Raw genomic sequence first — 17610 nt, forward strand, 5'->3', positions numbered from 1 at the left:
TAAAAGTCAATCGGGCTGCAATGCTTTCTCCTTATTGAAAATTTAAATAAACAGTGATGGATTTTCTTCGGATGTCTGAAATGGCTCCTGCCATACGATTGTCGGAATATCCTTCCTGATGAAGGTTCATCATGCCGTGAGAAAAACGTATTTCAGGGGAGAATTTGAAATAGCGGAAATAAAGATCAAAACCCAAACCCATTTCCAGTGCTAGGTCAGTACCTTTCAATGCAATAGGATCTTCATTGGCTTCTTCTTGGTTTTTAGTCCTGAACTGACCATTGACCCCACCTATAAAAAACATACGGGTATTATTAAACCGTTGAGATTTATATTTAAATAATAGGGGCATTTCTACCAGTGTTTCTTCTGTAAGTAAAGGTACTGTGCTGATTCCTATACCATTTATGGCATTTGGGTCATTTGTAAAAAGTTGCAATTCTGTACGGTATTCATAAAAACCAACCTTAGGAGTAAACATAAGGTTTACCTGATCGTGAAGCCTTGCTGTAACCAAAAAACCCAAAGCAAAGCCAGGTGAGAAGCTTGGCATTATAGCCCTTACATCTCCAAGTAATGGATAATTAGGGTTCAGAAAGTTTTCAGAATATTTGATTCTGAGGCTACTATTGTGGGCAGCAAGGAAAAAACCATAAGACAATGGTTGGTTATCACTTCCAGAGGGATTAAAAATAAGGCTTTTTTGCTGTGCCTGTACCAGTTGGGACTGGGTAAAGAGCAGGCACAAGCCAAAAAGAATTACTTTATACCAATGTAAATTGAACTTATGCCAAATGTTAGCGTCTTGCATTGCGTTTTTTTGAAACCTACCCTTTCAAGAATATTAATAAAATCATTTCCATCAGGAAAAGCTTTAACCGATTCGGGTAAATAGGTATAAGCGGAATTGTCCTTAGAGATGACTTTACCAATTTGAGGTAAAATATATTTAAAATAAAAGGAATAAGCTTGCTTCATCGGGAATTTTTTTGGTGTTGAAAATTCCAATATCACCGTTTTTCCTCCTGGTTTAAGTACCCTGTACATGTCTGCCAGTCCTTTTTCGAGGTTTTCGAAGTTCCTGACACCAAAAGAAACGATGACAGCATCGAACTTATTTTCTTCAAAGAGCAACTTTTCTGAATCTCCCATTTGCAAATCAATAAGGTGATCCAGTTTCTTTTGTTTCATTTTTTTGCGCCCCTCATTGAGCATCCCTTCGGAAATGTCCACCCCGATTATCTTTTCCGGCTTAAGACTTAAGGCTTCTATAGCAAAGTCACCAGTACCGGTGGCAATGTCTAATATTAACTTAGGATGGTCATTCTGCAACATTTTAATGGCTTTCTTTCGCCAGATAATGTCTATTCCCAAGCTTAGCACGTGGTTTAGCAAATCGTAATTTTTGCTAATATTATTAAACATGTTGGCAACTTGTTGCTTCTTGCCTTCTTTTTGATTTTTGTATGGAACTACGGACATGGCTTCTATTTTCTATACAATATTACTAAGTAAACTTGAGCAATGGAAAATTGTTAATGAATTAATGGTTTGGAGACCATTGCGGAATTTAGTTACCTTTGTAAAAAAAAAGGGCCATGTTGAAGAATGCACGCTTTTTAATGAGTAATACTGACCACACAAAGTGTCCGGCACCTAATAAGCCGGAGTTCGCTTTTATTGGTAGATCCAATGTTGGGAAAAGTTCTCTAATCAACATGCTTACCGATCACAAACACCTGGCTAAAACTTCTGGAAAGCCCGGTAAGACTCAGTTAATCAATCACTTTGAAATAGATTCACGATGGTACATGGTGGATCTTCCAGGCTATGGCTTTGCTAAAGCCAATAAAAAATTAAAAGCCGATTGGAACAAAATGATTCGCAATTACCTTACTGAGAGGGAAAATCTGGTTTCAGTTTTTGTGTTGATCGACAGCCGTCTGGCACCCCAACCCATAGACATTGAATTTATTACCTGGTGTGGACAATTGGAACTGCCTGTAACCTTGATTTTTACAAAAGCAGACAAACAATCACAATCAAAAACTTCCGATAATGTTCATCGCTTTCTTGATGAAATGGAAAAAATGTTTGTAGAGGCCCCAGAGTTTTTTGTTACCTCTGCCATGACAAGAGTTGGTAGAGATGAGTTGACCCAGTTTATTGAAGAAAACGTATCGGATTACTATGAGCAGGGGTAAGAACCCCATATTTTCTCAAGTTTACCTTATATTTTAAGCCAAAAAAATAAATAACTATCATGGAATTTAAAGACATTGCCACTGTTTCTGGAAAACCAGGTTTATATAAAGTACTAAAGCCCAGCAGAAGTGGAGTAATCCTCGAATCTCTGGATGAAAAGAAAGGTAAATTGGTCGTTGGTGCCGCACAAAGGGTTTCCCTTTTGAGTGAAATATCCATTTATACACTTACTGAAGAGGGTGCTTCTCCACTTCAGGACATTATGATCAAAATAGAAAAAGAATTTAAAGGAGATACTGGCCTTGAAGGAGCTGACAAAGAAGAATATCAGGCTTTTATGAAGCATATTCTTCCTGAGTTTGACGAAGATAGAGTTTATGCATCTGATGTCAAAAAATTGATCAACTGGTACCATATCGTTCGATCAGAATGCCCGGAAGTTCTTGAGGAACCTGAAGCAACTGAAGAAAGTGAATCCAAAGAAGAGAAGGAATAAATTCAATGAATCCGTCTAATGCTGATTCAGCCATTATTCAAACAGTCGCAGTAGATCTTAAAGATTTACTGCAACTGCCTGAAACTCCTGAGTCAATTGACAAAGAGGGCTTAGCAAAAGCCATTTCCCCAATGGTTTCACAATTGCTTAATCGGGAATTTGAAAGGTTTCTTCAACTTTGTTATCGTTTAGACCTTGGTGAAGGAAAAGTTCGTGAAATATTAAATCAATGCCCACCTGAAGAAATTACTCATCAGATGTCTTTAGCCATAGTAGACAGGCAGTTGATAAAAGTACATTTTAGACAGAAATACAAAGAGTAATCGCTTAGGGATTGAGAATTTTCTCCAGCTTTCTCACCATTTTTGTAGATCCAATATAAAAAGGTGTGCGCTGATGCAAGCTTTCTGGTTGTATGTCTAAAATTCTGTTTTTCCCGTCTGATGCTACACCTCCCACTTGCTCTGCAATAAATGCAAGTGCATTGGCTTCGTAGATTAACCTTATTTTACCTTTGGTGGCTTGGCTTGTTCCAGGGTATAGGTAGATTCCTCCCTTGAGTAGATTTCTATGAAAATCTGCCACCAAGCTTCCAATGTACCTTGCAGAAGCTCCTTCTCGTTTGCAACTCTCTAGGTAAGATAAAATATTTGGATTGATTAGGGGTGTAAGACCCTCATTCATGGTAAATATATTTCCATCTTCAGGCATTTTCATGTCTGGATGAGAAAGGAAAAATTCACCCAAAGACCTTTCGTAGGTAAAGCCATTGGCACCACGACCTGTGGAATAAACCAACATTGTGGAAGAACCATAAAGCACATATCCGGCAGCTACCTGCTCGCTGCCCTTTTGTAGCACATCGATTTCCTTGATAGGAGATCCAGATGGGGTTACTCTTCGATAAATAGAGAAAATTGTCCCTATAGATACATTTACATCAATATTGGAAGAGCCATCAAGTGGGTCTATGGCCACTACATATTTTCCCTTACTATTCTGCAAATCAATAACCAGGTCTTCTTCTTCAGAAACGATAGCACAAACCTCACCACCTTTTGTTAAGGCCCTTGTGAATCGAACATCTGCAATTACATCAAGTTTTTGCTGTTCTTCACCTTGGACATTGATTTGACCAAAGGCTCCTGTAACATCAGACAGGCCAGCCCTACTGATTTCTCGGGACACAATTTTTGCTGCCAAGGCAATGTCACGCAAGATTTGAGAGAGCTCCCCAGAAGCAAAAGGAAAATCTTCCTGTTTACTTTTTATAAAACGATCCAATGTTACCCCGACATTGTAGGCAAGGTTTTCAGTATCTTGTTTGTAAGGCTGTGTCTTCATACCTTTGAAGTTAATAGATTATTGTTAATAAAATTACTTTTTCTACCCTATTTTCATGACACAACCTTTAGTATATAAGTTTGGTGGGGCCTCTATAAAAGATGCAAAAGCCATTCAAAGAATTGCTCAATTACTCAAAAACAACTGGGTAAATAATTTGGTAATAGTGGTCTCAGCAGCTGGGAAAACTACAGATAGATTGGAGGAGCTTATTGCCTTATCATTTGAGGGTAAGTACTTTGATGGGCCCTTATTCGAATTATTAGACTTTCACCTGGACCTATGTAAAGGCCTGTTTGAGGATGATCATCCAATATTTATTAGGGTTGAGAATCACTTTGCACATTTGCGGCGTTCACTTGAAAATAGTGCGATAAAAGAAAATCAAGATTTCTTCTATGATCAAATTATAGGCTATGGAGAGCTTATTTCTACCAGAATTTTTCAAGAATACCTTTGTTTAAAGGGTTGTCCTTGTCTTTGGCAGGATGCAAGGGAATTGGTAAGTACTGATTCTCATGCCAAAATTGCCCGAGTGGATTGGGCCTTGACCATGCAACACTGTAGAAAGATTTTGATTCCAAAGCTGGAGACTTTTCCTGTAGTTACCCAAGGGTTTATAGGCAAAGACTTACAAGGAAACACCACTACATTAGGGCGGGAAGGTTCGGATTTCACTGCCGCAATTATGGGGGTAAGCTTAGGTGCTTCTTCAGTCACCATCTGGAAGGATGTTGCAGGTATTCTCAATGGAGATCCTGATCTTTTTCCTGATGCGGTAAAATTTGAATACCTTGACTTTGAAGAAGCTGCGGAAATGACCTATTATGGGGCCAGTGTTATTCATCCTAAAACGATTAAGCCACTCAGCAAGCATGGCATACCTCTACATGTGAAGTCATTTTTTAATCCCACTACAGCAGGTACGGTAATAGGGGCTTTTGGTCAAGCACCAAGAATTCCCATTACCATTATAAAAAAGAAACTAACGCTGATTGAATTGAAAATCAGAGACCTGTCCATGTTGGGAGGTTTTCATTTTGACTATATCTATGATGTGGCTGATAAAATCAATGCGGAAATTCAATTTATTCAAGGAGCTGCCGCCCATATTAATATTATTATCAACCCTCTTTCAATGGAGGATGATCAAATAATAAAAGCATTTCAAGACATCTTTCAAGTGAAGGTCACTAGAAATTTAAAATTGGTAACTGTCAAAAATCCATCACTTTCAGAAATTGAACATTACCGCAGGTTTGACAATGAGCTTCTCCTGGAGCAAAGAAGTCCTGATCTGATTCAATGGTTGTTTGAGGATTAAATGTTAGTTCAAAAATTCAAAAGGCTTACTTAATGTGATAGGAAACCACATAAAAATCAGACATTTCAGTTGTGTGGTGGATAACCATCCCTTAATAAATAGTTAATATAGAGTTATTGTAAACTTTGCGAGGTCTTGGCCTGGAAATGATTACTTTTAGATGAGTTGATGCTTTTTCACTAGCTCTTCTATCAAATCATCTATGGAGCTGTCAAGAATTTCATATACCTTTTGAAAACCGTCTACTCCTCCATAATAAGGATCAGGGACTTCCAGAAATTCCGGATCCTTCTGAAACTCACGCATTAATTGTAGGTTTTTCGCACTTGTTTTATGTTGTTCAGCTGACTTTATTATATTTTCCATGTTAGACTTATCCATGGCAATGAGGTAATCAAAGTCTCTGAAGTCTATCCGGTTGAGTTGTCTTCCCCGGTGATCCATTTTGATGCCATTTTCTTTGGCACAAGCAATCGCTCTTTCATCTGGAAGTTCACCTATATGATAATCCGAAGTTCCACAGCTATCACAGCTAAGGTAGTCTTGATGGTTTTTTTGCTTTATTTTATGATTAAAAAGCGCTTCTGCCATTGGAGAGCGGCAAATATTACCTAAGCATACAAATAACACTTTTATCATAAAACTATTTGTTTCTGTCTTTTAGCTGGGTCGAGCAAGCTACTGTATATAATGGTTAGATTAATAAAATGTAAAATTACAGAAATGAATAGACTATACATATGATTTTTACAAAATATTACCTACATTTGCAGAATGAATCCTAATAAGGAATGATTCTTATATGAAAACGAATATTAACAAGCTTAAGGAGAAGATTACTTCGAAAGGAATGAAATTTACGCATCAGCGTCTGGTAATTTACCGATCGCTATGTGATTCCAAGGATCATCCTACGGCAGATATGGTTTATAACCAAATCACTGAGGAGAATCCTAGCATTTCGAAGGGCACTGTTTACAAGACCCTTGAGAGCTTTGTTAATGCTGGTATTCTGCAGAAGTTTAGAGACGATATGGGTTTGATGCGTTTTGATCCTGTTATGGATACGCATAGCCATCTGTATTGCAACGAAAGCAGTAATATCCGAGATTATAAGAATCCTGATTTAGAACAATTATTAAATAACTTCTTTAAGGAGAACCAAATTGAAGGGTTTGAAGTTGAAGAAGTATCATTGGTAATCAAAGGAAAATCAAAATAATTTTCTTTTTATATCATTAAATTATCTATAAACAATTAAAATTTAACTTATGTCATTAGTTGGAAAAAAAGCACCTTTATTTAGCGTACCTGCTGTAATTGAGGGAGAAGAAATCGTAGAAGACTTCTCTTTGGAGCAATATATCGGTAAAAAAGATGTTATTTTCTTTTTCTACCCAAAAGATTTCACTTTTGTGTGTCCTACCGAAATTCTTGCTTTTCAAGAAAAATTGGAAGAATTTGAGAAAAGAGGAGTAGCAGTTGTAGGTGCTTCTTGTGATACAGAAGAGTCTCACCTTGCTTGGTTGAACACACCTAAAGCAGAAGGTGGAATTCAGGGCGTAACTTATCCGATTATAGCTGACCCTGTAAAAACTGTAGCGCATAATTTTGGCGTATTGGCAGGAGACTGGAACTATAACGAAGAAGGAGAATTGACTTATCAGGGACTTCCTGTTGCCTACAGAGCTACTTTCCTTATCGACAAAGAAGGTACAATCAGACACGAAACTGTTAATGATCTTCCATTAGGAAGGAACATCGACGAAATGTTGCGATTGATTGATGCTTTAAGACACGTAGAAAAATACGGTGAAGTTTGTCCTGCAAACTGGGAAGAAGGAAAAGAAGCAATGGCTGCCACAAGAGAAGGCGTTGCATCTTACTTGTCTAAAAACTAAGCATTATAGCTTTATATCAGAGCCTCACCATTTGGTGAGGCTTTTTTTTGATTTAATGATTTTTGCTTAGCCATTTAACCCGAATTATGTAATAGGATTTCTCCGTCCTGACAATAGTCAGGGGTGAAGCCTGTCCCGTGTTTACGGGAAGTGGTGTAATCACAATAAAATCAGGCTATTTGGAGACTGAGTCATAGGACCCCTATTGTGAAGTCGAAAATAGCAACGAAGTGACTGATTTTAAAGTGATTCCTTCAAGTAAAAGAAGGTCTATTGCATATTTCGGGTTTAAGCTTAATTTTTTCCCTCTTTTAATTTTTTTCTCTTTGCTCTATAGATTTTATCAAGATCTCGGGTAAATTGATCCAATTCAATAGATACAGATTTAACAAAACCAACGTATTCTAAAAGTTCTTCTTTATTTATGACTCTATCATCTTGTAATAATTGAGTCAAACCCAATAGGCTTGTTACAGGTTTTCTTAAAACATGGGAAATATCAAAAGATATCTGTTCCAATGCATTCCCAAACTCTATGCGGTTATTGATGTTTTGAATAGAACCATAAAGTAAAACCGACCCATCAGAGATTTTTTCAGGTCTTGCATTGGCAATATACCATTGGTATTCACCATTTACCAATACCCGGTATTCTAAGGAAAATGGTTCTATATTACTTAAAGATTCCTTTAAGTTATTTTGAAAAGAGCTTATGTCGTCTGGGTGAATAAGAGAAAAACCCAATTCAGGAGATTTGGCCAATTGATCAAAGTCAACATTTGGATGAAGCTCATTCATTCCGCTACTTAAAAACTCAAAACTCAAGGCACCATTCGTGTTCATTTTTAATTGAAAAATCCCTCCTGGAACATTATCTGTTAGTTTTCTTAGTTGGGAAATATTGGTTTCAATTTTGCTATTTTGATCTAAAACCAATTTTCGGTTGTTGAGGTAATCCATTGTTTTCTTTGCCAATATTTGCAAGGCCTTTTTATGGTTTGAAGAGATCCTTCTTGGCTTTAGGTCGATTACACATAGTGTGCCTAAAACATTTCCATTTGGTGTTTCTAAGGGGGCACCTGCATAAAAACGAAATTTTGGTCCCCCAACAACAAATGGGTTGTTCTTAAAGCGCAAATCTTTGGTGGAGTCCTGGACTACCAATACCTCTTTTGGCTTATGAAGGGCATGCTGACAAAATGAATCTTTACGGGCGGTTTCTGTAATTCCAAGCTCTGAATTAACCTTAAGAAATTGTCGGTCTTCTCCAATGATTGTGATCAAGGAAAAAGGAACATTGCATATCAAAGAGGCAATTTTCGCCATTTCATTTAGTTCCTCTTCTGGAGGTGTATCCATTATTTGGTATGACCTAAGTTCTTTAAGTCTTTCTTTTTCATCTAACATAAGAGTTTTACACAGAAAAATATGATTTGAACATGGCCTCAGTTAAATGAATAAAAGATAAATTTTAAATGAGTATTATTAATTAATGCGTTTATAATTTTAATTCATTTAACTTTTACAATATAAAATTACGTTTTTATTTTTCAAAAGATTGAAGCAATAATCGACTTATCATATAATAATTGTACCGTTTTTAAGGGGGGAGTTCCCCCCTCAGGCCTCCTTTATGAGAACAAACAAAAGAGATAAAGTTTTTAAAGGTTTAGATAATAATGCAACTCATGGAAATAAACAAGCTGAAGCAAGTTCCATTGAGTTCAGAGTTTATACTGAATAATGGTTTGGTATAAAGGTCAAAGGAAGTATTACTGGAATTGAGGAGCTCACTACTCTAAATCTTTAATAACTTATTCTCGGAAAATGGAACCCTAAAGGGTTTATGATTTAGGGATAAAAAACACCCCATTATTGCTGTTTAATGGAATAGATGGTTAATTTTAAGCATCATGCGTGCAAAACCCAAAGTTTCCGTGTTGATTTCCAGTTACAATACCCCTTTTCACAAATTGCAAAGGGCGATTAACTCTGTGCTTAACCAAAGCTTCCAGGATTTCGAAATTATTCTGGTAGACGATGGTTCACACAATGACCCTGAAAATAAACTTATTGATTTTTGTCGATTGCATGAAAAAAAATTGACCTATATAAGGAAAATCAATGAAGGGCAGTCCCAGGCTATAAACAAAGCCATTCGATGGAGTGCTGCCCGGTATATCGCCATTCTTGATGCTGACGATGAGTACCTTCCCAATCACATTCAGTCTTGCCTTGCTCAGATGGATACATTTGACCTCATTGCTTCCAAAACCTTAACCGTAACGGATAAACCAGATGACTTCTATATAAGTGACAGGTTTGATAAGCATAAAAAAGTCCATGTAGACGACTGTATACTTTTTGCAACCCTTTTCGGAAAAAGGAAAGTTTTTAAAAAAATTGGCTTTAATGAAGATTATGGTGCAGATTCTGACTTTTATGAAAGGGCGAAGAAAATTTTTAATGTCGGTAAGCTGGACCTTAGGACTTATGTTTACTACAGAAACAATCCTAATAGTACCTGTGAGAAGATTAAGTCAAGGTATGCTATAAACAAGACCAAGTAAGCAGAAGTTTGCAAATAAAAGGCATGCTTTATTGCTTTACCTTTGAAAAAATCGAATAATAAATCAATGGCATCTAAAATAGAAGAGAGCACCTGCTGCGAAACGCATAACCATTCTCAGGCTACAAAAAAAGGCCTATTGGATTCCCCTTGGATACGTAGTCTGCTTAGTTTTGTGCTTTTAGTTGGAGCTGTAACTGGTGAAAGTTATATTCCTATGCAGGTTTATGGAATCAATTGTTGGCTGTTTGTATACCTTTTGGCTTATGCTTTTGTAGGCTTCCCAGTTTTGAAGAATGCCTGGAAACTTATTAGAAAAGGAGAAGTTTTCACCGAGTTTTTCCTTATGGGGATAGCTACAATTGGCGCATTTGGTATAGGTGAATATCCGGAAGCTGTAGCTGTTATGCTTTTTTATACCATAGGTGAGTTGCTACAACACAATGCAGTTAGCAAAGCCAAAGGCAATATACAGGCCCTTTTGGACATCAGACCTGATAGAGCTCGGGTAATCAGAGATGGCAATTCAGCTTGGGTAAAGCCGGAGTTGGTGAATACAGGGGAAGTTATAGAAGTAAGGGCAGGGGAAAAGGTCCCTCTAGACGCCCAGCTATTAAATGGAGGTGGAACATTCAATACTGCTGCATTGTCAGGGGAAAGCTCTCCTGCAGAAATCAAGGAAGGGGAGGAAGTTTTGGCTGGAATGGTCAACCTTCAGGATTTAATAACTTTGCGTGTTTTGAGACCATTCGCAGAAAGTTCCCTACAAAAGATTATTTTAACTGTGCAGGAAGCCACAGCTAAGAAAGCTAAAACGGAACAATTTATTCGCAAATTTGCCAAGGTTTATACTCCAATCGTAACCTATATGGCCCTGGCCCTGGTCATTCTTCCCTATTTTATAGTAGCAGATTATTCCTTTAGCGAATGGTTGTATAGAGCTTTGGTATTTTTGGTTATTTCCTGCCCTTGTGCGCTAGTGATTTCAATTCCCTTGGGATATTTCGGAGGAATAGGAGCAGCATCCAGAAAAGGGATTTTGTTCAAAGGTTCCAACTTTTTAGACCTTATCACTACTATCAATACTGTAGTATTTGATAAAACAGGGACTTTAACCAAAGGGATATTCGCAGTTGAAAAGGTGAAAACGATGCCCAATGCTGTTCCGGGATGGGAAAAATTGGCCGCTTCGCTGGAATCCAATACCAACCATCCAATAGGGCAGGCCATAATCCGGCATATAAAAACAACACTAAGCCCAGTGAATTCGCTAAAGGAAATCCCCGGTAAAGGCTTGATGGGAGAGGTTAACAACAAGAGGGTACTTGCTGGCAATAGATTGCTTATGCAAGACCATGGAATACAGGATGTACCCACTGAAAACTACCCGATTAAAACAGTAATCTACTGTGCAATAGATGATGTTTTTTGTGGCTATTTTGTATTGGCAGATGAAATAAAACCGGATGCAATTGAAGCTTTTGTTTCCCTTAGAAAACTTGGGATTCAGCATTTGATGATTTTTTCAGGGGATAAAGCCGAGGTGGTTGAAACCTTGGGAAAAGAACTTAAAGCAGACAAGGCCATAGGAGGAATGCTCCCGGAGGAAAAATTTGCAAAAATTGAGGCCCTTAAAGAAGATACTGATAAAGTTGTCGCTTTCGTTGGGGACGGTATCAATGATGCGCCTTCAATTGCCGCAGCAGATGTTGGCATTGGTATGGGAGGCATGGGAAGCGATCTTGCCATAGAGACAGCGGATATTATAATTCAGACAGACCATCCTTCCAAGGTTGCTTTGGCTTTTAGAATAGGTAAGGCTACTAAAAGCATCGTATGGCAAAATATTGCACTTGCTTTCCTTGTGAAATTTCTCGTTCTAGCTTTAGGAGCAGCAGGAATGGCAGGAATGTGGGAAGCTGTATTTGCTGATGTAGGTGTGGCGTTGCTCGCTATTCTGAATTCCATTAGAATCAACTATCTATTCAAATAATATTTAGCATGCTTTTTACTTCATCTTCCTCCGAAAAAGAAATATTGTCTATCATTAGCAAACAGCTTCTATTGGGTTCAACTGATGCCCGACATCCTTTTCGTTTTGTGAATCTTTGCACGCTAGATGGCAACCAGCCTGATAGCAGGTATGTAGTTCTTCGTGAATTCAAAGAGGACTTAGCATTGTTTTTTTATACGGACAGCCGAAGTGAAAAAGTAGCGCAAATTAACAAAAACCCAAATGCTGCTCTGCTCTTTTATCATCCAATAGAACGCTGTCAGGTAAAAATAGGTGGGAAAGCACAAATTATCACCAATACTGAATTAATTAAAGAACATTGGAACAATGTCCAAACAGAAGCCAAAAAGGGTTATCAATCTGTTTTAGCACCTAAAACTGCGGTTTCCCAACCCGAAGAAGGCTGGGTACAGGAGCTAAAGTACCAAAGCAAAAACTTTTCAATAATAAAGGTGCGAGCTAAGCAGATTGAATGCCTTCAGCTTGATGATGAAGGCCACCTACGAATCGGTTTTAATAAAAAGCAGGAAGTCTGGCAATCGACTTGGCTTGTTCCATAGCTTATTTCATTTGATTGCTCGTTGGGCAAAAAGAATAAAAGTGCTATCTTCATTGGATTAAATCCAGAAGTAATATTTTCTAAAAATTTTATATCCATGCATAACAGAAGAGACTTTATCAAAAAGACCGGATTGGCAACAGCCTTTTTAGGTTTAGGCCTTGGAGGACAGGCATTTTCATTGGCACCTCGTGCGGAGTTGTTTAAAATTTCATTGGCCCAGTGGTCGGTCAACAGATTGCTTTTTTCTAAGAAAATGGACAATTTGGATTTTGCCATACTTGCCAAAAAACACGGGATTTCTGCAGTAGAATATGTGAACCAGTTTTTTATGGACAAAGCCAAGGATACGAGTTATCTGAAAGAAATGAAAACCCGAGCAGAAGGCGAGGGCGTCACATCTGTGCTGATCATGTGTGACAATGAAGGAAAACTAGGAGCGAGGGATGAATCTGAAAGAATGGAAACTGTTGAAAACCATAAAAAATGGGTAGAAGCAGCCAAATTTCTTGGGTGCCATTCAATTAGGGTAAATGGCTACTCTTTTGCCAGATACAGTGCTGACAAGAAAGATTTTGCAGAATCTATGAAACTTGTGGCTGATGGCTTGCGAAACCTTTGTGAATTTGCAGATACCATGGGGATAAATGTGATGATTGAGAACCATGGTGGTTTTTCTAGCAATGCCAAGTGGCTTACAGGTGTAATGAAAGCTGCAGACCATCCAAGAGCAGGTACACTTCCGGATTTCGGAAATTTTTTAATGTATAGAGAAGAAGGAGAAAAAACCCTTTCTTATGATTCCTATAAAGGTGTAAAACAATTGATGCCTTTTGCCAAGGGAGTAAGTGTAAAACCTACGGTTTGGGATGGAAAAGGAAATCAGTCTCAGTTGGATTATGAAAAAATGATGTCCATTGTGCTTAAAGCAGGATACCATGGATATTGTGGTATTGAACATGGAGAACAAGGTCGCATTTGGGAAAGTATTGTAGAGATACGTGAACAACTTGAGGCTACTGAAAAAGCGCTGAGAGGTTCTTTTTCAGTTTAAGGCTTTAAACCAAATCGAATAATAAAAATCGATATAATCCCCTGATTTCAGAATCAGGGGATTTTTTTATGTGTTTAGCAGTCTCTTTTGCTTCATTCAGTATTAGGAAGATAAATGAATAAAGTTTTAATTACTTTTTAAAATATATTTCTTCTGTTTGCATATAAATTAGTTTAATAGGTGTTGTTTTAACTGGTTTACTAACAATTTGTTTTGTTAAATTACTTTTTTATACGATTTTTAATACTTATAGTCTATTGAATATTTTCGGAATAGCATAATGCCTGTTTTCCTTAGAAGTCGAAGAAATTTAAATGGAAACAACCATGACCCAAAAGAGCTTATTGTATTTACTATTCGCAGCAATTTTCTACTCTTGTACTGAAAAAGAAGCCCCTTTACCAAACATAGTATTGATAATGGGAGATGATATAGGCTTTTCAGACCTTGGAGCCTATGGTGGAGAAATTGAAACGCCTAATATAAATCGCTTGGCTGATGGGGGTTTAAGGTTTACTACTTTTTACAATATGGCCAAATGTAACCCCACCCGATCTACCATGTTGACAGGCTTGTATGCTGGTGGTGAAGGAGCAGTACATATTGCCAACCTAACCAAACAAGCAGGTTATTCCAATATTATGAGTGGGAAGGAACACTTTGACCCATGGGTGCCGGAATATTGCAAAGCAGAAAAAGTATTTGATCATTCCTTTTATTTCTGGGCCACAACAGAATATTTTCTTCCTCCATCGGGAGCGTTCGAAAGACCTTTTTACCTTGAGGGCAAGGAACTAAGGGCTGATGAAATAGAACATGAAAAATCACCAATGTATAAAACTGATTTTATCACTGATTATGCTTTGAAATGGTTGGATGAAACTTTTGAAAAGGAAGAGCCTTTCTTTCTCTATTTGCCTTATCATGCTGCGCACTATCCACTGCAGGCCCGACCTGAGGACATAGAAAAATACAGGGGAAAATACCTCAAAGGCTGGGATGTTCTACGCCAAGAACGCTTTGAAAAGATGCAGGAAATAGGTGTACTGCCCAAAGGAGCGACACTCAGCCCCCCTGAAAATAATTTAAACAAATCCCGAGGGCCTTTTTTACCAGACTATACTGATTATTATGCCTGGGATAGCCTATCAGACGCTAAAAAAGACTCACTTGACCTTGAAATGGCTGTTTATGCAGCAATAATTGACCGAATGGACCAGAATATTGGTCGGGTTTTGAAGAAGTTAGAGGAAAATGGAAAGATGGACAATACCATCATCATGTACCTTAATGACAATGGCTCGTGCCCATTTTATACAAACAAGGTATTGGATGTGCAGCCGGGGCCTGCGGATTCCTATTGGAGTTTGCGAACCAATTGGGCCATTCTAGGAAACACCCCTTTTCGTCAACACAAACAGTCGGGGCTTGAAGGTGGGAGCCATACGCCTTTCATTGCTTATTGGCCGGGTAAGATTGCACCCAATACCATTACCGATCAAGTGGGACATGTGGTGGACATTGCCCCTACGTTTTTGGATCTGCTAAATATCCAGTACCCGGATTCGATTCAGGGTTATGCCAGCTTACCATTACACGGTAGTTCACTTCTTCCGATTTTCATGGGAGAGCAACGCAAAGAACCAGAATTTTTTATTTCAGGAATGGATAAATTCAGGATGTTCAGAAGTGGGGATTATAAAATTGTGCGAATGAATGGGGGAGAGTGGGAATTGTACCATATCAAAAATGACCCCTCTGAACTCGTGAACTTGGCTGATACCATGCCCGATAAAGTCAATGAATTGGCAATGAACTATGAATCTACCTTAGTGGCATCTGCCAATGAGCTTCCTTAAACCCGAAATATGCAATAGACAATCTATTACCTGCTGAAATCGCTTCAAAATCAGCCACTTCGTTGCTGTTTTCAATTTCACCATAGCGGTGCTATGCTAAAATCTCCAAGCAGCCTGATTTTTTTACGATTGCAACACTTCCCGTAAACACGGGACAGGCTTCACCCCTGACCATTGTCAGGGCGGAGAAATCCTATTACATAATCCGGGTTAATCGCGTAGAATTTAGTTGATATGAAACAAAAACAGCCTTGTTGCCTTAAAAAGCAACAAGGCTGTTTATTTCTACTGGCCAATGCCTTTATTGTTTATGATTCGTACAGAGAATTATTCCATTAAAAACACAACCATACTTCTAGGTCCATGTGCTCCAATGACCAATGATTGCTCAATATCAGCAGTTTTGGATGGTCCGGCCACAAATACTCCATAACCAGGCTCAGCTACATTTATCTTTTGATAGACCTCATGCATGTTTCCTAATAAACGGTCAACTTTCAGCAAAACGATTAGGTGCTGGGCAATGAAGGGTAAGGCCCGATGGACAATTTTTTCTTCAGGTAACCAAATTGCAGCATTTTCTACTACTCCCCAATCACCTTCAAGGATAGCCACTTCTATATGTTCCAATTCATGGGGATCCTCAACTTTCCCGATATCAAAATTCCCAGTGATTCCATCCACCAATGACAATATCTGTTTGTCACTGGCAAAGTTTTCTTTCAAATAGCTTTGTACAGCTGCTTTTCCTTCTCCAGTTCTGGCAGTTCCGCCATTCGATTTTATACTGGCCTGAAATTGTTCGATCAGGTTATCTTCATAAGGGTATTCAGGATGCTCCGGTAAAGGGAGCAAATCAGGTTTGTTCTTTTTTATGGCCGCTATTATGGCTTCTTTACTACTGTTCATTGCTTCCTGTTTTTTCGGTACCATTCCTTGAAACTTTCTTTGGGCACTTCCGGCAACTCCCTGTGTTTACCCCATGCATTAAAGCTATTATAAACAAAACCACGAGGACTAATCGACAGTGATTTTCTGGCCAGGTTGCCCATCATGTCAAAAAGCTTTGGCTTGGACATTACATTGCCACCAAAGCGCATGGCCCATTTCTTGGAAGGTTGTGCTGGCCCTTCTTTGGTGATTACCTGTCGCCATTTATACAGTTGCTCATGAATATTAATTTTCACCGGGCATACATTTGTACATGAGCCACAAAGTGTGGAGGCAAAGGGTAAGGTACTGTGTTTTTTCAGGTCCATTCCGGGAGAGAGGATGGAACCGATAGGTCCAGGAACTGTAGAACCATAGCTAAACCCACTACTTCTACGGTAAATGGGGCAGGTATTCATACATGCTCCACAGCGAATACATTTAAGTGAATTTCTGAAATCCTCACGGCCCAACTGATCGGTTCTGCCATTGTCCACAAGAATCAGGTACATTTTCTTTCCTTCTCTAGGACGGTGAAAATGGGAGGTATAGTTTGTAATGCTTTGCCCTGTAGCACTTCTGGCCAAGAGCCGAAGAAATACACCAAGATCTGCTGCTCTTGGAATGAGTTTTTCTATGCCCATACAGGCAATGTGCAAATCTGCCAGGTGAGTACCCATATCGGCATTGCCTTCATTGGTGCAAACCACAAACCCCCCGGTTTCAGCTATACCAAAATTAACCCCCGTAATGGCTGCTTTGGCTTGGATAAATTTTTGTCTTAAATGCTGACGGGCTGCTTCAGTAAGGTAGGCTGGATCATCTGCACCTTCATCCGTTCCCAGATGCTCGTGGAAAATGTCGCCGATTTCTTTTTTCTTAAGGTGGATGGCAGGCATCACTATGTGACTTGGTACCTGTTTGTTGAATTGTATAATTCTTTCTCCCAGATCGGTATCGACCACATCATAACCTTTGTCTTCTAGAAAATGATTGAGTCCACATTCCTCCGTGAGTATGGATTTACTTTTAACAAGGTTTTTAACCTGATTTTCTTCTAGAATCCGCAATACATGCTGGTTGTGTTCATCCGCATCTTTGGCCCAAAGAACTTCTATGCCATTTTTGGCGGCATTTTTTTCAAATTGAAGTAATAATTGATCTAAGTTTGAAAGGACATGATCCTTGATCTGAGAGGCATTTGTTCGCAACTGTTCCCATTCAGGGATTTTTTGAGCGGAAAGGTCTCTTTTGCTACGAACATGCCAAAGTGTATCATCGTGCCAATGACTGCGTTCTCCGTCCTTTAGAAATTCTTCAGCTGCAGCCGCATGGGTTGGTGTCGTTTTCATTTT

18 protein-coding genes are annotated in these 17610 nt (G+C 38.6%); 11 read left to right on the forward strand and 7 right to left on the reverse strand.

Annotated features, from left to right (window positions below; genetic code table 11):
- Positions 1 to 31: 31 nt before the first annotated feature.
- Positions 32 to 811, reverse strand: a complete 780-nt coding sequence (gene porT / locus CA2015_RS08555) for a type IX secretion/gliding motility protein PorT/SprT (protein WP_048641533.1) — start codon at positions 809 to 811, stop codon at positions 32 to 34.
- A complete protein-coding gene (gene ubiE / locus CA2015_RS08560) occupies positions 760 to 1482 on the reverse strand; it encodes a bifunctional demethylmenaquinone methyltransferase/2-methoxy-6-polyprenyl-1,4-benzoquinol methylase UbiE (protein ID WP_048641534.1) in 723 nt (240 codons plus the stop codon). The genes porT and ubiE overlap by 52 nt, the downstream gene beginning before the upstream one ends.
- A 116-nt stretch (positions 1483 to 1598) precedes the next feature.
- Between ubiE and yihA the strand changes: the two genes are divergently transcribed.
- From yihA to CA2015_RS08575, 3 genes are read left to right on the forward strand one after another with little or no spacing between them, the layout of a single operon-like run.
- Positions 1599 to 2204: a ribosome biogenesis GTP-binding protein YihA/YsxC gene (gene yihA, locus CA2015_RS08565; RefSeq protein WP_048641535.1), complete on the forward strand. Its 606-nt coding sequence runs from the start codon at positions 1599 to 1601 to the stop codon at positions 2202 to 2204.
- Between the two features lie 59 nt (positions 2205 to 2263).
- The gene (locus CA2015_RS08570) at positions 2264 to 2701 is read left to right on the forward strand and encodes a DUF5606 family protein (protein WP_048641536.1); all 438 of its coding nucleotides are present in this window, start codon (positions 2264 to 2266) and stop codon (positions 2699 to 2701) included.
- A 5-nt stretch (positions 2702 to 2706) separates the two neighbouring features.
- Positions 2707 to 3024 carry a hypothetical protein gene (locus tag CA2015_RS08575; protein WP_048641537.1) on the forward strand — a complete coding sequence of 106 codons (318 nt, stop codon included), beginning with the start codon at positions 2707 to 2709 and terminating at the stop codon, positions 3022 to 3024.
- A gap of 4 nt (positions 3025 to 3028) precedes the next feature.
- Here the strand turns inward: CA2015_RS08575 and fbp are convergent, their stop codons facing one another.
- Positions 3029 to 4045 carry a class 1 fructose-bisphosphatase gene (gene fbp, locus CA2015_RS08580; RefSeq protein ID WP_048641538.1) on the reverse strand — a complete coding sequence of 339 codons (1017 nt, stop codon included), beginning with the start codon at positions 4043 to 4045 and terminating at the stop codon, positions 3029 to 3031.
- A 55-nt stretch (positions 4046 to 4100) separates the two neighbouring features.
- Here fbp and CA2015_RS08585 point away from each other — a divergent pair, with 55 nt between their 5' ends.
- Positions 4101 to 5369, forward strand: coding sequence for an aspartate kinase (locus CA2015_RS08585; protein ID WP_048641539.1), 1269 nt, complete (start codon positions 4101 to 4103; stop codon positions 5367 to 5369).
- Between the two features lie 156 nt (positions 5370 to 5525).
- Here the strand turns inward: CA2015_RS08585 and CA2015_RS08590 are convergent, their stop codons facing one another.
- Positions 5526 to 6008: a low molecular weight protein-tyrosine-phosphatase gene (locus tag CA2015_RS08590; protein WP_048641540.1), complete on the reverse strand. Its 483-nt coding sequence runs from the start codon at positions 6006 to 6008 to the stop codon at positions 5526 to 5528.
- 163 nt (positions 6009 to 6171) lie between these two features.
- Here CA2015_RS08590 and CA2015_RS08595 point away from each other — a divergent pair, with 163 nt between their 5' ends.
- Complete coding sequence (locus CA2015_RS08595) at positions 6172 to 6591, forward strand: Fur family transcriptional regulator (RefSeq protein ID WP_048641541.1); 420 nt, start codon at positions 6172 to 6174, stop codon at positions 6589 to 6591.
- 49 nt (positions 6592 to 6640) lie between these two features.
- Complete coding sequence (locus CA2015_RS08600) at positions 6641 to 7270, forward strand: peroxiredoxin (RefSeq protein ID WP_048641542.1); 630 nt, start codon at positions 6641 to 6643, stop codon at positions 7268 to 7270.
- A 294-nt stretch (positions 7271 to 7564) separates the two neighbouring features.
- On the opposite strand, the gene CA2015_RS08605 is transcribed toward CA2015_RS08600, so the two are convergent.
- Positions 7565 to 8677, reverse strand: coding sequence for a GAF domain-containing protein (locus CA2015_RS08605; RefSeq protein WP_048641543.1), 1113 nt, complete (start codon positions 8675 to 8677; stop codon positions 7565 to 7567).
- A gap of 506 nt (positions 8678 to 9183) precedes the next feature.
- Between CA2015_RS08605 and CA2015_RS08610 the strand changes: the two genes are divergently transcribed.
- The 5 genes from CA2015_RS08610 to CA2015_RS08630 all read left to right on the forward strand — a co-directional run bounded on the left by CA2015_RS08610 (position 9184) and on the right by CA2015_RS08630 (position 15325).
- Complete coding sequence (locus CA2015_RS08610) at positions 9184 to 9840, forward strand: glycosyltransferase family 2 protein (protein WP_048641544.1); 657 nt, start codon at positions 9184 to 9186, stop codon at positions 9838 to 9840.
- Positions 9841 to 9906: 66 nt separating this feature from the next.
- Positions 9907 to 11832 carry a heavy metal translocating P-type ATPase gene (locus CA2015_RS08615; RefSeq protein ID WP_048641545.1) on the forward strand — a complete coding sequence of 642 codons (1926 nt, stop codon included), beginning with the start codon at positions 9907 to 9909 and terminating at the stop codon, positions 11830 to 11832.
- A gap of 8 nt (positions 11833 to 11840) precedes the next feature.
- Positions 11841 to 12413: a pyridoxamine 5'-phosphate oxidase family protein gene (locus CA2015_RS08620; RefSeq protein ID WP_048641546.1), complete on the forward strand. Its 573-nt coding sequence runs from the start codon at positions 11841 to 11843 to the stop codon at positions 12411 to 12413.
- Positions 12414 to 12509: 96 nt separating this feature from the next.
- Complete coding sequence (locus CA2015_RS08625) at positions 12510 to 13466, forward strand: sugar phosphate isomerase/epimerase family protein (protein WP_048644435.1); 957 nt, start codon at positions 12510 to 12512, stop codon at positions 13464 to 13466.
- Between the two features lie 326 nt (positions 13467 to 13792).
- On the forward strand, positions 13793 to 15325 hold the full coding sequence (locus CA2015_RS08630; RefSeq protein ID WP_048644436.1) for an arylsulfatase: 1533 nt from the start codon (positions 13793 to 13795) through the stop codon (positions 15323 to 15325).
- Between the two features lie 327 nt (positions 15326 to 15652).
- On the opposite strand, the gene CA2015_RS08635 is transcribed toward CA2015_RS08630, so the two are convergent.
- Together CA2015_RS08635 and CA2015_RS08640 are read right to left on the reverse strand one after the other, a co-directional pair.
- Positions 15653 to 16234, reverse strand: a complete 582-nt coding sequence (locus tag CA2015_RS08635; protein ID WP_048644437.1) for a LutC/YkgG family protein — start codon at positions 16232 to 16234, stop codon at positions 15653 to 15655.
- Positions 16231 to 17607: a lactate utilization protein B gene (locus CA2015_RS08640; protein WP_048644438.1), complete on the reverse strand. Its 1377-nt coding sequence runs from the start codon at positions 17605 to 17607 to the stop codon at positions 16231 to 16233. Before CA2015_RS08640 ends, CA2015_RS08635 begins: the two co-directional genes overlap by 4 nt.
- Between the last annotated feature and the right edge of the window lie 3 nt (positions 17608 to 17610).

It is taken from the genome of Cyclobacterium amurskyense, assembly GCF_001050135.1.
In the GTDB taxonomy this organism is placed as follows: Bacteria; Bacteroidota; Bacteroidia; order Cytophagales; family Cyclobacteriaceae; genus Cyclobacterium; species Cyclobacterium amurskyense.

Excerpts from the sequence above, each read along its gene's own strand:
- porT (WP_048641533.1), bottom strand. The coding sequence starts at position 811 with ATGCAAGACGCTAACATTTGGCATAAGTTCAATTTACATTGGTATAAA.
- ubiE (WP_048641534.1), bottom strand. The coding sequence starts at position 1,482 with ATGTCCGTAGTTCCATACAAAAATCAAAAAGAAGGCAAGAAGCAACAA.
- yihA (WP_048641535.1), top strand. The coding sequence starts at position 1,599 with ATGTTGAAGAATGCACGCTTTTTAATGAGTAATACTGACCACACAAAG.
- CA2015_RS08570 (WP_048641536.1), top strand. The coding sequence starts at position 2,264 with ATGGAATTTAAAGACATTGCCACTGTTTCTGGAAAACCAGGTTTATAT.
- CA2015_RS08575 (WP_048641537.1), top strand. The coding sequence starts at position 2,707 with ATGAATCCGTCTAATGCTGATTCAGCCATTATTCAAACAGTCGCAGTA.
- fbp (WP_048641538.1), bottom strand. The coding sequence starts at position 4,045 with ATGAAGACACAGCCTTACAAACAAGATACTGAAAACCTTGCCTACAAT.
- CA2015_RS08585 (WP_048641539.1), top strand. The coding sequence starts at position 4,101 with ATGACACAACCTTTAGTATATAAGTTTGGTGGGGCCTCTATAAAAGAT.
- CA2015_RS08590 (WP_048641540.1), bottom strand. The coding sequence starts at position 6,008 with ATGATAAAAGTGTTATTTGTATGCTTAGGTAATATTTGCCGCTCTCCA.
- CA2015_RS08595 (WP_048641541.1), top strand. The coding sequence starts at position 6,172 with ATGAAAACGAATATTAACAAGCTTAAGGAGAAGATTACTTCGAAAGGA.
- CA2015_RS08600 (WP_048641542.1), top strand. The coding sequence starts at position 6,641 with ATGTCATTAGTTGGAAAAAAAGCACCTTTATTTAGCGTACCTGCTGTA.
- CA2015_RS08605 (WP_048641543.1), bottom strand. The coding sequence starts at position 8,677 with ATGTTAGATGAAAAAGAAAGACTTAAAGAACTTAGGTCATACCAAATA.
- CA2015_RS08610 (WP_048641544.1), top strand. The coding sequence starts at position 9,184 with ATGCGTGCAAAACCCAAAGTTTCCGTGTTGATTTCCAGTTACAATACC.
- CA2015_RS08615 (WP_048641545.1), top strand. The coding sequence starts at position 9,907 with ATGGCATCTAAAATAGAAGAGAGCACCTGCTGCGAAACGCATAACCAT.
- CA2015_RS08620 (WP_048641546.1), top strand. The coding sequence starts at position 11,841 with ATGCTTTTTACTTCATCTTCCTCCGAAAAAGAAATATTGTCTATCATT.
- CA2015_RS08625 (WP_048644435.1), top strand. The coding sequence starts at position 12,510 with ATGCATAACAGAAGAGACTTTATCAAAAAGACCGGATTGGCAACAGCC.
- CA2015_RS08630 (WP_048644436.1), top strand. The coding sequence starts at position 13,793 with ATGACCCAAAAGAGCTTATTGTATTTACTATTCGCAGCAATTTTCTAC.
- CA2015_RS08635 (WP_048644437.1), bottom strand. The coding sequence starts at position 16,234 with ATGAACAGTAGTAAAGAAGCCATAATAGCGGCCATAAAAAAGAACAAA.
- CA2015_RS08640 (WP_048644438.1), bottom strand. The coding sequence starts at position 17,607 with ATGAAAACGACACCAACCCATGCGGCTGCAGCTGAAGAATTTCTAAAG.